Annotated in this window: 12 protein-coding genes; 2 read left to right on the forward strand and 10 right to left on the reverse strand. The window is 65.7% G+C overall.

Annotated elements, in window-relative coordinates; genetic code table 11:
- Positions 1 to 5: 5 nt before the first annotated feature.
- The 7 genes from MA876_RS02110 to MA876_RS02140 all read right to left on the reverse strand — a co-directional run bounded on the left by MA876_RS02110 (position 6) and on the right by MA876_RS02140 (position 7,104).
- Entirely contained in the window at positions 6 to 398 is a 393-nt protein-coding gene (locus MA876_RS02110; protein WP_248145626.1) for a nuclear transport factor 2 family protein, read from the reverse strand.
- An 8-nt stretch (positions 399 to 406) separates the two neighbouring features.
- Positions 407 to 1,210 (reverse strand): MoaF C-terminal domain-containing protein, encoded by an 804-nt coding sequence (locus tag MA876_RS02115; protein WP_248145628.1) that lies wholly within the window; start codon positions 1,208 to 1,210, stop codon positions 407 to 409.
- 5 nt (positions 1,211 to 1,215) lie between these two features.
- Entirely contained in the window at positions 1,216 to 2,337 is a 1,122-nt protein-coding gene (locus tag MA876_RS02120; RefSeq protein WP_248145629.1) for a zinc-dependent alcohol dehydrogenase, read from the reverse strand.
- 99 nt (positions 2,338 to 2,436) lie between these two features.
- Positions 2,437 to 3,123 (reverse strand): ABC transporter ATP-binding protein, encoded by a 687-nt coding sequence (locus MA876_RS02125; protein ID WP_248145630.1) that lies wholly within the window; start codon positions 3,121 to 3,123, stop codon positions 2,437 to 2,439.
- On the reverse strand, positions 3,120 to 4,940 hold the full coding sequence (locus MA876_RS02130; RefSeq protein WP_248145631.1) for a branched-chain amino acid ABC transporter ATP-binding protein/permease: 1,821 nt from the start codon (positions 4,938 to 4,940) through the stop codon (positions 3,120 to 3,122). Before MA876_RS02130 ends, MA876_RS02125 begins: the two co-directional genes overlap by 4 nt.
- Positions 4,927 to 5,790, reverse strand: coding sequence for an ABC transporter permease subunit (locus MA876_RS02135; protein WP_248145632.1), 864 nt, complete (start codon positions 5,788 to 5,790; stop codon positions 4,927 to 4,929). The genes MA876_RS02130 and MA876_RS02135 overlap by 14 nt, the downstream gene beginning before the upstream one ends.
- Before the next feature lie 84 nt (positions 5,791 to 5,874).
- Positions 5,875 to 7,104, reverse strand: a complete 1,230-nt coding sequence (locus tag MA876_RS02140; RefSeq protein ID WP_248145633.1) for an ABC transporter substrate-binding protein — start codon at positions 7,102 to 7,104, stop codon at positions 5,875 to 5,877.
- A 351-nt stretch (positions 7,105 to 7,455) separates the two neighbouring features.
- Here MA876_RS02140 and MA876_RS02145 point away from each other — a divergent pair, with 351 nt between their 5' ends.
- A complete protein-coding gene (locus MA876_RS02145) occupies positions 7,456 to 8,406 on the forward strand; it encodes an AraC-like ligand-binding domain-containing protein (protein ID WP_248145634.1) in 951 nt (316 codons plus the stop codon).
- 44 nt (positions 8,407 to 8,450) lie between these two features.
- Here the strand turns inward: MA876_RS02145 and MA876_RS02150 are convergent, their stop codons facing one another.
- Complete coding sequence (locus tag MA876_RS02150) at positions 8,451 to 9,971, reverse strand: GMC family oxidoreductase (RefSeq protein WP_248145635.1); 1,521 nt, start codon at positions 9,969 to 9,971, stop codon at positions 8,451 to 8,453.
- A gap of 15 nt (positions 9,972 to 9,986) precedes the next feature.
- Complete coding sequence (locus MA876_RS02155) at positions 9,987 to 11,456, reverse strand: aldehyde dehydrogenase family protein (protein ID WP_248145636.1); 1,470 nt, start codon at positions 11,454 to 11,456, stop codon at positions 9,987 to 9,989.
- A 267-nt stretch (positions 11,457 to 11,723) separates the two neighbouring features.
- Between MA876_RS02155 and MA876_RS02160 the strand changes: the two genes are divergently transcribed.
- Positions 11,724 to 12,401, forward strand: coding sequence for a GntR family transcriptional regulator (locus tag MA876_RS02160; protein WP_248145638.1), 678 nt, complete (start codon positions 11,724 to 11,726; stop codon positions 12,399 to 12,401).
- Positions 12,402 to 12,460: 59 nt separating this feature from the next.
- Here MA876_RS02160 and MA876_RS02165 read toward each other — a convergent pair whose 3' ends face one another.
- A complete protein-coding gene (locus tag MA876_RS02165) occupies positions 12,461 to 13,516 on the reverse strand; it encodes a WxL protein peptidoglycan domain-containing protein (RefSeq protein WP_248145641.1) in 1,056 nt (351 codons plus the stop codon).
- Between the last annotated feature and the right edge of the window lie 90 nt (positions 13,517 to 13,606).

The raw sequence follows: 13,606 nt of genomic DNA on the forward strand, positions 1-13,606 counted from the left end.
GCCCGTCAGAACTGCCGCGTGGCCGCGTTGACCAATTCGGTGTCAGTCACCTGTTCGAACTCCATCACTCGTCCGTCGGCGAGGCGCCACACGTGCGCGACGCGAGCGGTGAACGCGCGTCCCGTCGTTCGATTGGTCCCGGCGTAGGTGCCGAGTCCCACCACGACATCGCCGCCGTCGACGACCTCGTCGATCGTCAAGGTGAATCCGTCCCAATCCTGTTGGATCCGGGCGAAGACGTTCTCGGCGACGGCCTGTGGGCCGACGTAGGTTCCCGCGTAGGGGAAACCGGCCGCCTCCGTCCACCGAACATTCTCGGCAAGGGGCGCGAGCATGCCCTCGAGGTCACCGCGGTCGGAGGCGGCGTAGTGGGAACGAACGATGTCGGCGTTGCTCATGAGGCTCCTCAAACAGGTTGTGCGTCGGGGTAGGAAACAGAACCGAGCGGATAGATGTGGCCGCCGGCGCGCGAGTGCTCAGCTTCACCTGCGCCGTTGAGGCCGAGGAAGATCCCCGTGGTCCTGAGCGGGTAGCCCAGATCATGGAGCCACACACTGGCGACGGCGATCCTGAACTCGCGGAAGCAGAAGAGGTAGAGGCCCTCGTCGAACTTCCAGACGGTGGAGAGATCCGTATCGCCATGTCCGCGCTGCACACCTTCGATGCACTGCCAGCAATAGCGCTCGCTCGACAGGTAGACATGCTCGTACAGGTGATTCGGGCTGTACCGGTAGACGTTGCGCTTTCCGATGAGGTCCCGACTCGCTGCCGGCGTATCGCCCCGCGCCTCGCCGCCGTCGAGGGTGCCCGCCCAGAAGACCTGACCCACCTGAGGGACGCCTTCGACTGCCTCGCTCGCGATCGTGGACAGCACCGCGAGAGCGCGATGCGTCGTCGTCGAGAACACGAGAGTGAGCGCCGTCCGGTCGCGACTGGCCAAGGGAAGGTTCACGAAGAACACCCCCTGACGCACGTGAACGGCGTCGTAGGGATCCTGCGTTCCCGAGGGTGTTGCGATCGTACCGTCAGCGCTCCACGTGACCGAGTCCGCTGCGAAGGCGAGCTCGATCGCGCTGCCGTCATCCAACACGATGCGGATCGACTGCCCGTCGAGCGACACATTCGGCAGTCGATAAGTGTCGATGCCTGCGGCGAACTCGTCGTACGTCCGCCATTCTTCGAGGGCCGGATCCGTGGATGCAGAGGTCATCAGGGTCACTCCTTTGTTCTTCGGGGTTCGAGCACGGCTTTCACGACGCCGTCCGCACGCGATTCGATGAGCGAGAATGCTCGCTCGACGTCGTCGAGTGCGAACCTGTGTGTGACGAGTTCGTGGAAAGGGAACTCTCCGCGGTTGAGCTGGGCGATGGCGGGCTCGAAGCCACCCGCTGAGAGGAAACTGGGGAGTACATCGATTTCGCGAGTGAGCAGATCCTCGTCGGCGAGCACACCGAGGGTTTGGCCGGCTCCGCAGGCACCCGCGAGAACGACGCGTCCGCCTCGCCTCACGGATCGCACGGCATCGACCTGCGCGTTCACGACTCCTGCGGTTTCGACGACGAGGTCGGGGAGCTGTCCGCCGAGGACGTCGCGGACCGCACCGGGCAGGTCCTCGACAGTGGTGGAGTCGACGATGGCGTCTGCGCCGAATCGTCGCGCCAACGCGAGTCGAGACGGACGTGTCCCGACGATGATCACGCGGCCGGCGCCCGAAGCGCGAGCAGCGGCGGCCGCCAGCAGGCCCACTGGTCCCGGCCCGATGATGACGACATCCTCCCCCGGACGCAGCCGCCCTCGTGCGAGGGCTCGGTGGGCGACCGCGAGCGGCTCGACCAGGACGGCGTGATCCCATGGGAGACCAGACGGCATTGTGTGAATCACGGCGGCGTCGGGAGCGAACAGGTACTCGGCGTATCCGCCCCAAAGTCCAGGGGCCGTCGTGCGGGGGATGTTGACGCCGTACTGGCGCCCACCGTCGCGTCCGGATGCCGGAGCGTCTTTCTCGCAGAGGTTGTAGCGTCCCTCGCGACACCGCGCGCACGCGCCACACGGGAGGAGCATCTCCACCGCGACATGGTCCCCGACAGCGATGCCCCGCTTCACCCGCGCTCCGTCACCGAGGGCGGCCACTTCACCGACGAACTCGTGTCCGGGGACAAGAGGAAAAGGGTCGCCGATGTGGCCGGCCAACAGATGAAGATCGGTGGCGCAGATTCCGACCATGGCGATCCGGACGAGCACGTCGTCGTGACCCAACGACGGCAGTCCGATCGAGTCGATCCGCACCGCGCCGACTCCGTCGAAGACGACCTGGCGTGCCGTGGTCGAAGCATCCATCAGTTCATCACCTTGCGTCCTCCGGGATCGGCGCGAGACGCGAGGCGATGCCCGCGCGTCGAGCGTGGATCTCGCGCGCGGGCACCGCGGCCTTCGACGTCATCCGAGATACGCCTTGCGGAGGCGGTCCTCGTCTGACAGCAGTTCCGCCGGCGCGCCTTGGAAGGACACCTTTCCGCCGGTGACCACCAATGCGCTGGATGCGACCCCGAGAGCGAGATGCGCGAACTGCTCGACAAGCAACACGCCGACTCCTGTCGAGGCGATCTGCTTGATCGTCGGGATGAGGCGGAGAAAGACCACGGGTGCGAGGCCGAGAGACATCTCGTCGATGAGGAGGTACTTCGGCTTCGATGCGAAAGCTCGAGCAAGCACGACCATCTGCTGCTCGCCGCCGGACAGCAGCACAGTCGGACTGTCGATGCGCTTCTCCAACTCCGGGAAGAGGTGGAGAGCGGATTCCAGATCCGCCTTGGTGCGTGAAGCGAGCCGAAGGTTCTCTCGCACGGTGAGCGAGGGAAAGATCGCACGACCTTGCTCGACATGTTTGATCCCGGCGAGCGCGCGCCTCCTCCGGGAGAGTCGTCGCACGTCGGTCGAGTCGATCGTGATCTGTCCCGAGACGCTCGGAACGATGCCAGAGATGGCTTCCAGAAGGCTCGTCTTGCCCGCCCCATTGGGGCCGACGATCGTCGTGATCTCGCCGGGTACGACTTCCATCGAGACTCCCGAGATGACGGGACCGACTCCCCTGCGGACCGTGACGTCCTCGAGCAGCAGGCTCATGAGATCATCTCGCTCTCTCCCATATAGGCCTTCAGCACTGCTGGATCGGACATGACCGCCTCGGTCGCGCCGACCGCGAGCACTTGACCGAAGTTGAGCACGACCAGGTTGGCGCACACGCTCCGGACGAGGTCGAGGTCATGCTCGACGATCAGCAGAGTGACACCGAAACGCTCCGGGACCGCGCGGAGACGATCCGCGAAAGCGAGATGCTCCTCGTGCGACAGCCCCGCGGCAGGTTCATCCAGCAGGAGCAGCCGAGGCTTGGCTGCAACGTTCGCGGCGACCTCTATGAGCCGGCGAGTTCCGACATCGACGAGCTGCAACGGCGTTGCGAGCGGCGGGCATCCGAAGAATGTCGCCACTTCCTCGACCTCGGCGCGATCAACACCCCGCCCTGCGACGAAGGACATGTAGGTGCCGACGGTCATGGTGGAGGGCACACGATCCTGCTGGAAGGTTCTGCGGAGTCCGGCGCGCGCAATCCGGTTCGGCGCCATTCGATCCAGCGCAAGGCCCTCGATCGAGATGCTTCCGGTGTGGTGTGGCAGGAACCCGGAAAGCGCGTCGATGAATGTGGACTTGCCCGCCCCGTTCGGTCCGATCAGGCCCAGGATCTCGCCCTCGCGCACGTCGACCGACACGCTCGACAACGCGGCGACCGCTCCGAACTGGACCGACAAGTCCTCCACGACCAGGAGGACGTTCGAGGCGGCCTGGGGTACGGGGGCACCGATCGGTTCGAGCGATGACAGCGTGAGTTCGGCGCCCCCTTGGCCTCGCCTCCGCTTTCGCCGAATGATCAAGCGCCGGATGTCGGCACCGAGGTTGGAATTGGTGGTGAGTGCCTGGATGCCGAGCAGCGCGAACGCGATGCTCGACCACTCGAGCGGCACCTTGAACTGCTTGAGGAGCTCCGGGATCAGGACGAACAGGAGCGCCCCCACCAGAGTCATCTCGATGAAGTGTGCGCCGACCGCTATCGCGAGCACATACAACCCGAGCGAATTGAGCGTCTGGAACGTGATGTAGTTCGCCGTCGTCACCTGACCGACCATGAGACCGCCGGCGATGCCGCCGACGAAGGCACTCACGGTGAACGCGCTCAACTTGGCGGTGGTCACGCTCGTGCCCGAGGAAGCGGTACCTCGCTCTGAGAACGCGACCGACCGCCATCCGGCGCCCCACCTGCCCCGTTGGAGGAAGAAGATCCCCAGCGCAACGACGACGACGACGACAGCGACGAAGAAGAAGTAGTAGCGGTTGCCCGAGAGGTCCGAGGCGCCGGGGATGCCGAATGGGCGCGCCACCCGGACATTGGACCACTGGTCGGGGAACGACACTTTCTGAAGGGTCATGTCCAGCGCGGCAGCGACACCGAGAGTCACGACGGCAAGATTCACGCCGCGGAGTCGCAGAGCAGGTAGTCCCACGACGAAGCCGAGCACGGCGGCGGCTACTCCACCGACAAGCATCGCCACGATGAATGCCATCCCGCCCAGCGCGTCGTAGAGGCCCGTCTGCGTCATGAGGAAGTCGAGCACCCAGCCTCCGATGGCGGCGAAGGAGAGCTGACAGAGCGCGATCATCCCGGCTGTCCCTGTCACGATCCCAAGCCCGAGGAGGGACATCATCGCGACCAGCACCGAGGTCGAGATCAGCAGCCAGTAGGCGGGCAACGTGTACCCTAGCGCGAGCACGACGACGAGGGTCGCAGCCGCGATCACCCAGGGCGCCCAGGGGCGATTCACGTCTGAGCGCGGCGATCCCGGGCCGACGGCGCTGGTCGTCGTGGTGTGGAGGTCAACGCGCGACATCCCACACCTCCTTGCGCTGGTTCCAGAGCAGGAACAGGACGATCACGATGAGGGGTACCCAATCTCGCAACAGGGTGATCTGGGGAAAGGACGTCAGCACGCCCTGGAGCCCACCGACAAGGAGCCCGCCGACGATTGTGAGCGTCAGGCTGGAGAACGCGCCGACGAGAGCGGCGGCGGCTGCGGGAATGAGCAGGACGATCATGGACGTGGCACTGGATGCTTGAGTGTTGCCCACGATGGAGATGATGAGGCCGGACAGACCTCCGACGACGCCCCACACGAGGAGCTGCAGACCCTTGACGTTGACGCCCATCAGTTCGGCGGCCGTCTGCCGATCCGAGATCGCTCGCAGACGCACCCCTAGCGGTGTCCACGTGAGAATCGCCTTCGCGAGGATTGCCACGCCGACCGCGAAGAGGAGCATTGCCGCCCCCACTTTGGTCACTGTGATGGTTCCGAAGGAGATGAGTGGGCCGATGAGCAGCGGTGGGTTGGCCTGTGGTCGAGTTCCGAAGAGGATGAACGAGAGCGACATCAGTCCCAGGAGGGTCGCTACGGTCACAGCCGATCGTGCCGTCGTGCTCGACTCGCCGAGCCACGTCGAGATGATCCAGCCGAGCAGACAGGAGATCGCCGCACTCGCGACCACGGCGATGACCACGATGGCGAAGTCGGGGAGCCCGACGGGGATGAAACGCAATGAGAGATAGGCGCCGAAGACACCTACCGCGACCTGCGAGAAGTTGATCACGCGGGTCAGAGCGGCCATGAGCGTGAGCAGTACGCCGAAGACGGCGTAGAGGGCTCCTGAGCTCAAGCCGACGATGAGGGAACCGAGGATGTCCACGTCACTCCTTCGATCTTCGTTGGCGAGGTTGAAGCGGTGCGACGCGGGACGGGATGCCTCGCGTCGCACCGCTTGGGCTACAGGTCAGCTGGCCGGCACGGTGGTGTACTGCCATCCGAGGTCGTCACCGACGAGCAGCGGACCGAGCGACTCCCACTCGCTGGTGCCGGCGCGCAGGACGACGGGGTAGGCCGTGTTGTTCGGCTGGTGGAAGTCGGCGTCGCCGAAGATGTATGGTGCCTGAGCCATTGGGGAGTCGATGGGCTCTGTCATCCCCTTCGCGGCCGCCGTGAAGGACTCGCGAGTGATGTCGCCGTCGATGGACTCGAGGATGTCGATGAAGTACTGCGCCGCGAGGTACCCGCCTTGGGCGAAGGATGTCTTCGGAACACCGTGGGCGTCCATCGTCTGTGCCCATTCCTCCACTCCGTCGATGCTGGTGTCGCCGTACGGCGCCCACTCCGCCGGAAGATAGATGTCGCCCCCGTACGCAGCCGATGCCGCGAACTGATCCGAATAGCACGAGGTCAGGACGAGGAACGGCAGCGAGATGCCCTGGTTGGAGGCCTCCCCTAGGAGCCCGATGACCGCGTCACCCACCTCGTTCATGAAGATCGCATCGCAGTCCTGGCTCTTGAGGTTGGACACGTTTCCGGCGTAGCTTGCCTGACCACGCACGAGCGAGGCGTCCAGGTAGGCCAGTTCATTGCCGGTCGCCTCGCTCCACGCATCGAAAGCCTGCTCGTAAGCCGCCTTCGACGCCGCTTCATCGGGCACGATGACGGCGCAGATGTTCTCGTAGCCGAGCTCTTCTGAGCCGTAGTAAAGCGTGGCGAAGGTGTCGAAGAATGGTCCGGTGTTGGTGGGGGCGATGTTCGGCGTGGCGAAGCAATACGGGTCGACGCCGGTGCCCTGGATCGAGACGATGTCGTTCTCTTCCCAGGTCGTGTGGTTGACGGCACAGTCCAGCAGCGATGATCCGCCGACCAAGGCGACGGCGTCCGAAGAGAGTGCGTCCTGAGCGGCTGTCGCCGATGCGGCCGGATCGGTCTTGTCGTCGAACACGTTGTACTCGATCGGTCGACCATCCAGGCCGCCCGCCGCGTTGTAGTCGTCGAAGACGGCCTGTACGGCCTGCGGTGCTTCGGGGAAGAACGTCAGCCCACTCAGAGCTGCGACGACGATGGGCTCGCCGGTGGCGGGGTTTCCTCCGTCTGATGGTGCACCTTCGCCGCCCCCAGAGCATCCGGCGAAGGTGAGGGCACCGATGGCGACGAGAGCGATCGTCCCCATCAGCTTGTGCGACTTGTGCATCTTGACTGCCTCTCGTTGTGAGTGCGGGAGAACCATGAACCGGTCAGGGTGCATGGCCGACAGATGCCTTCGTCGCGCGGTCCGAGGATGCTGCAGAGCGTGTCGAATCTCGGGTGAGTGCGACTCTGCATCCTCGGCGACGCGGTCTGCTGCGGCACCTTCGGTTCGAGGCTAAGGAGCGGCCTGCGCGAACGCTTGACCCACCGTGAAGGGCAGTTGCCTCTGCGCGAACGCTCAGCCGACGGCGCCGGCGCGGCTGACGGAGAACCCGAATCCACCGTCGCAATACCAGTCATCGCGTGGTAGCATCGGCGCGAATCGTATACGATTCGCGATCACAATGGAGTGAGAATGCCCGATATTTCCGCGACGGCGCCGACGCTGGGCGTCGTCGATCTGCAGGACTTCGAGTCCTACCGAGCTACCGTGTCCCATGCCGTCGTGGCGCTCGACGTGCACGCCAACGAGCCAGAGCGCTTCCGCGGTCGCCTCGAGGCGGGCATCACAGGAGACATCCACCTTTTCGACGTGCAGGCGAACGCGCACGCGGTCCATCGCACGCCCGCACTCATCGCCCACGCCGCGCAGCGCTATTTCAAGTTCTCCCTGATCGAACGCGGCTCCGGGATGATAGTCCAGGACGGACGAGAGACGGCGCTGAGACCGGGCGACATGGCCTTGTACGACACGGACAAGCCGTACTCGCTCGTGTTCGACGACGACATCAGGATGTCGATCGTGATGTTCCCGCGCGAGTTGCTCGACATCCCGACCGAACTGCTGAGCCGCATCACGGCCATGCGTCTGGACGGCGCCAACGGAGTGGGGGCGATGATCCGGCCCTATCTCTCCACGTTGACGCACCAGATCGGTGAGGTGGACGGGCATATCGCTCGACGTCTGTTCCGCACTGCCTTCGATATGGTGGGCACCCTTCTCGAGTCCGAGCTCGGCGATGCGACGACGACGTCGTCCCACGACGGCCTGATGCGCCGCATCCTCGACTACATCGACGAGCACCTCACCCAGCCAGATCTCAACCCGAGCGAGATCGCCGCCGCACACTTCGTCTCGGTGCGTCACCTGCACGCGCTGTTCAGCGACCAAGGCACGACCGTATCGACCGTCGTGCGGACGAGAAGGCTGGATCGCTGCTACGACGATCTGATGAACCCGCTCCTCGCAGGTCGGTCCGTCACGACTATCGCTCTCGACAACGGCTTCGTGGATGCGGCGCACTTCAGCCGGACGTTCCGCAACCACTTCGGCGTGCCGCCATCGGCAGTCCGGCGAGATCACTGAAAGACGGTGGGGCGGACGAAACGTCCAGCCCCACCGTCGTCAGCTCAGGCGTGCTCCTCGAGCAAGAAGTGCACGCCACGCTCGCCGATCAGCACCGACGGGGCGTTCGTGTTGCCCGTCGTGATGACCGGCATGATCGAGGCATCGATGACACGGAGTCCCGCGACGCCACGGACCCGGAGTCGCGGATCGACGACTGCAGCCTCGTCCACACCCATCCTGCAGGTGCCGACCTGGTGGTGGTACGTGATGGCGGTCCGGCGCACGTAGTCCTCAAGATCTGTGTCGTCTATGTCGAGTCCTGGGTAGACCTCGGTCGCACCCCACTCGCCGGCCAGCGCATCCTGTCGCCCGATCGACCGACACTGACGAACCGACGCCACGAGCGAACGCACGTCGTCCGGGTCGGTGAGAGCCGCGAGGTCGATCGCGATCGGGTCGTCGAGGCCCGGGCCGGTGAGAGTGACGGAGCCCCGGCTCTTCGGAGACACGATGCCGGCCATCAATGAGAACCCGTCATCCACCACGGGCTCCAGATCCTCGCCGAACATGGGTACGGAGAAGTTGATCGGCTGCGTGTCCGGCACCGCCAGTCCCGGCAGGCTTCGCCAGAACAGATGCGTCTGCGTGACCGACACTCCCGGGGACGGCGGTCCGACCGGCTTGGCCGTCGTCGTGAAGATGACCGGCGAGAGCAGGTGGTCGTGCAGGTTCTTCCCGACGTCGGGTGCATCCACGACGACGTCGATGCCGAGCCGCGCGAGCTCATCGGCCGGGCCGATGCCCGAGCGCAGCAGGATCGCCGGCGAGTCGAGGGCACCCGCCGAGAGGATCACATCGTCCGCGCGAAGCTCCCGCTGCTCGCCGCCCGAGCGGTAGCGGACTCCTACCGCGCGGCCGTCCTCGATGATCACCGAGTGCACGTGACTTTCGGTCTGGATCGTGAGGTTCGCCGCGTCCCGCACCGGCTTGAGGTACGCCATCCATGTGTTGACACGTCGACCGTCGCGCATCGTCACCTGCTGCTGAGAGACGCCGTCGAGGTGGTCGCCGTTGTAGTCCGGGTTGTGCTCGAGTCCCTCCTGGACGGCCGCGTCGATGATGGACGCCTGGATCGGGCTCAGCGGGTAGTCATCGGACACCGGGAGAAGGCCGTCAGCACCCCGCAGTTCAGACTCGCCGCCGGAATGGGTCTCGATCGCCTTGTATACGGGCAGCACGTCGGCCCATGCCCAGCCTTCGTTGCCGGCCGCCGCCCAGCCGTCGAAATCCTGAGGGGCGCACCGGACCCAGATCATCGCGTTGAGAGCATGAGAGCCCCCCAGCACCTTGCCTCTCGGCAGGTGAAGTCGACGGCCTCCGGCATTCTCCTGGGGCACCGTGTAGTAGTCCCAATCGTCGGGACTATGCCAAAGCTCACCCATGCGCATCGGGTCATGGATCGCGGGGTTGGTGTCCTCGCCCCCGGCTTCGAGAAGTGTGACGTCGATGCCGGCATCGACCAGGCGTCGAGCGACGACGGAGCCGGCGGATCCTCCGCCGACGACGATTGCGGTGCGTGTCATGGTCAGGCGCTCCGCTCAGCCGTTGATGATCTGAGGAACAGCTACGGCCTTGAGACCCTCGACGCCGAATTCGAGACCGTAGCCCGAGCCCTTGACGCCGCCGAACGGGATCATCGGGTGCACGCCGCCGTGAGAGTTGATCCACACGGTGCCTGACTGGATCCGCTGGGCGACCCGTCGTGCTGCCTGGCGGTCCGCGCCCCACACCGATGCGCCGAGACCCACGTCCAAGCGGTTCGCACTTGCGATCGCGTCGTCGACCTCGGTGTAGCGGATGACCGGCAGGGCCGGTCCGAACTGCTCCTCGTCCACGAGCGCCGTGCCGTCCGCGACATCGGCGACGATCGTGATCGGGTAGAACAGGTCGCCGAGCTCGGTGGCAGGCGAGCCTCCGGTCACGATGCGACCGCCGTGAGTCTTGGCATCCTCGACGAGACGGTTCACGATGTCGAACTGCTGCCGGTTCTGAAGTGGACCAAGCACATTGCCCTCGTCGAGCCCCGGGCCCATCGGCATCTGACTCGCGACGCGGGCAAGAGCATCGATGACGTCGTCGTAGATGGAGTCGTGCACGTAGAGCCGCTTCAACGCCGCGCACGTCTGACCTGTGTTGATGAACGCGCCCCAGAAGAGGTCCTCGGCGATGGCGGCGGGGTCCGTTCCCGGCAGAACGATGCCCGCGTCGTTGCCGCCGAGTTCCAGGGTCAGCCGAGCCAGGTTGCCCGCTGACGCTTCGATGATCTTCCGGCCGGTCGCGGTGGAGCCGGTGAACATGACCTTGTCGATCCCGGGGTGCGAAGCCAGGCGGGCGCCCACCTCACGATCGCCCGAAATGCCGATGAGCACGTGCGGCGGAAGGACACGATTGATGACGGACAGCATCGCGAGGACGCTGAGGGGCGTGTACTCGCTGGGCTTCACCACGACGGTGTTGCCCATTCGGAGCGAAGGTGCGATCTGCCAGATCGTGATCATGAGGGGCCAGTTCCAGGGACCGATCGCGCCGACGACGCCGACCGCCCGATAGATGAGCTCGGCGTGGACGGCGCCGTCGTCGATGATAACGTCCGGTTCGAGGGGGATCGACGCCGCCGTGCGCAGCCACGCCGAGCACGCCCCGACCTCGAAGCGCGCATTCGGCCCATTGAGAGGCTTGCCTTGCTCGCGCGAGAGGAGCCGAGCGAGCGACTCAGCGTGCGCGTCGATGGCGTCGGCCGCTTCGAGGAGCAGTTCGCTACGCCGCTGATGGCCGAGGGCCTCCCATCCCGGCTGAGCGTCGATGGCAGCGTCGACCGCGGCATCCAAGTCGGCCGTGGAGTGTCGGGGAGCGTACCCCACCAACACGCCGTTCGCCGGATCGAAGATCGCGCGACCCTCGTCTGGCGTCACCTGGACGCCGTCGAGAAGGGACTGCTCCTCGCCTTTCGACGTCGTCGAGTCGACGGCGGTCTCGGCGTCACTCAGGGTGGGCGTGGGGTCGGACATCTGGAGCTCCTAACGTTCGGAGATCACAGTCTCTCCGGCACCGCCAGCTCGGTCTTGTCTTGCAGTGCGCTGTTGATGTCCCAGGGCGAACGACCGAATCAGAAGGGTTGCACGACCCATCACTCCGCGATGTGCTGACTTCGGCGCGGACGCGCCGATGTGCGACGGGCGAACGTACTCCGAGACGTCGATCAGCGAAAGTGAGGATCCGGTGAGAGTTACTCGGTGGAGCCTCGTCGTGGACGGTCGCACAGCCGAGGCAGGCAGATGAGTCCGACACAGCCCGGCGGTCGCGACAGCAAGTCCACGCAGGCGTACGAGTGGATTCGCGCTCGCATCTCCAGTCACGAGTTCGGCCCCGGCCATCGACTCGTGCTGGGACCGATCGCCGACGCCTTGCTGATGAGTCCGGTACCGGTTCGCGAAGCGATTCGGCGCCTGGAAGCGGAAGGACTGGTCACCTTCGAGCACAACGTCGGAGCGCGCGTGGCCCACATCGACGAGGGCGAGTACGCCCACACGATGCAGACGCTCGGGCTCGTGGAAGGTCTTGCGACCGCGCTGTCCGCGCCTCACCTGACCGAGAAGGAGCTGGCGCACGCCGAGGGGCTGAATACCCACATGCGGGGCATTCTGGAGGACTTCGATCCTCTGGCGTTCACGGTGGTGAACCAGCAGTTCCACTCGGTTCTGTACCTGCCGTGCCCGAACCCCCACATCCTCGAGCTGGTGGCGCGCGGCTGGTCGCGCCTATCGGGTCTGCGCGGATCCACCTTCGCGTTCGTTCCGGGTCGCGCAGCACAGTCCGTCGAGGAGCACACGGAGCTGCTCGCGCTCATACGCGGCAGCGCTGACCCGCTCGAACTCGAGCTCGCCGCTCGGCACCACCGCTGGCGGACGATGAACGCCTACCTGCAGGCGAGCCGAGCGACAGTCCTCCCATAGTCCGCCGGCACTGCCGTGCGTGCCGTGTTCGGCCGCAGGCGCCCACCGCTGGACGCGGATCAGTCCGACCCGCTGGTCGCAGGAGGAGTCGGCACGGCATCCCGCTCCTGGAGCGCGGCCTCCACGGCATCGGCGATGCGCTTCTCCTCCGCCTCCTTGCCTCGACGGCGACGCCGACGAGCGGCCCATGCGAGGGCTGCGGCGGCGAGCGCCGCGGCCGCCACGATCCCGATCAGGAGCCAGGGGATCGCCCAGGTGCCGAGAGTGGCCGTGACGGCGTTCTCCTCCGTGCCGTCCGGTCGAACAGGGACGAGGCGGCCATCGGCCGACACGAAGATCGAAGGGATCACCCCGACGACATCGATCGTCTCCGTCCACGTCTCCCCCGGGAGAAGCTCGGGGACATCCGCCGGCTCGCTCGAGGTGCTCCACCCCAGCCCGGAGATGGTGACGGTGCCTCTCGCCGCCAGCCGCGCGTTGCCGGTGTTGCGCAGGGTCATCTGCACAGTGGCCGGGCCGATGCCGAAGGGCCAGAGCGAGGCCTCGTAGTCGACGGTGAGGCTTTCGATACTCATCGCGGGAGCGAGTTCACCTCCGACCTGCAGGTGGATCCGGATCCCGAGCCGTCGGTCGACACTCACCCCGGAATCCTGCGAGGTCTCGAGTGACGTGACGATGGCCCCGGCATAGTCTCCCGGCGATGCGTTCTCGGGAACGCTCACCTGGAACGGCACGTCCTGTGTCTCGTCCGGCTGGAGCGTGACCGTCGCCCTTTCGGTCGTCGTCCAAGCGCCGATCTGGGTGGACTCCTCTCCGGGATTGAGCACATTGAGTTGTCCACTCGAATTCGTGAACCCGTCAGCGGCGTAGATGGCGAGCGTCAACGACGTGGCGCCGTGATTGGTCACCGCGATCGTGTCGTCGATGACATCGCCGGGGTCGACCTCGTACGCGTAGTTCTGTCGGGCGGTCCCGTTGTCGTTGTCGCCCGTTCGGACACCCCATGTGACGTCATCAGCGCTCGCCCAGCTCGGCGAGACGTGGGCCGCAGCCATGCCGATGATCAGGAGCACGACGGCGATGCCGCGCACGACGGAGGGGCGAGGAGTGAGCATGGGGTTCCTGTTCTCGATGCGGGTGCGGCGGTGCCTCGGGTGGATGTCCCGAGGCACCGCCGTGTCATGCTGTCGTGGCATGCGTGCCGA

Origin of the sequence: Microbacterium aoyamense (genome assembly GCF_023155855.1) — a bacterium.
Lineage (GTDB): Bacteria > Actinomycetota > Actinomycetes > Actinomycetales > Microbacteriaceae > Microbacterium > Microbacterium aoyamense.

Coding starts and splice junctions, on each gene's coding strand:
- MA876_RS02110 (WP_248145626.1), bottom strand. CDS start 398: ATGAGCAACGCCGACATCGTTCGTTCCCACTACGCCGCCTCCGACCGC.
- MA876_RS02115 (WP_248145628.1), bottom strand. CDS start 1,210: ATGACCTCTGCATCCACGGATCCGGCCCTCGAAGAATGGCGGACGTAC.
- MA876_RS02120 (WP_248145629.1), bottom strand. CDS start 2,337: ATGGATGCTTCGACCACGGCACGCCAGGTCGTCTTCGACGGAGTCGGC.
- MA876_RS02125 (WP_248145630.1), bottom strand. CDS start 3,123: ATGAGCCTGCTGCTCGAGGACGTCACGGTCCGCAGGGGAGTCGGTCCC.
- MA876_RS02130 (WP_248145631.1), bottom strand. CDS start 4,940: ATGTCGCGCGTTGACCTCCACACCACGACGACCAGCGCCGTCGGCCCG.
- MA876_RS02140 (WP_248145633.1), bottom strand. CDS start 7,104: ATGCACAAGTCGCACAAGCTGATGGGGACGATCGCTCTCGTCGCCATC.
- MA876_RS02145 (WP_248145634.1), top strand. CDS start 7,456: ATGCCCGATATTTCCGCGACGGCGCCGACGCTGGGCGTCGTCGATCTG.
- MA876_RS02150 (WP_248145635.1), bottom strand. CDS start 9,971: ATGACACGCACCGCAATCGTCGTCGGCGGAGGATCCGCCGGCTCCGTC.
- MA876_RS02155 (WP_248145636.1), bottom strand. CDS start 11,456: ATGTCCGACCCCACGCCCACCCTGAGTGACGCCGAGACCGCCGTCGAC.
- MA876_RS02160 (WP_248145638.1), top strand. CDS start 11,724: ATGAGTCCGACACAGCCCGGCGGTCGCGACAGCAAGTCCACGCAGGCG.
- MA876_RS02165 (WP_248145641.1), bottom strand. CDS start 13,516: ATGCTCACTCCTCGCCCCTCCGTCGTGCGCGGCATCGCCGTCGTGCTC.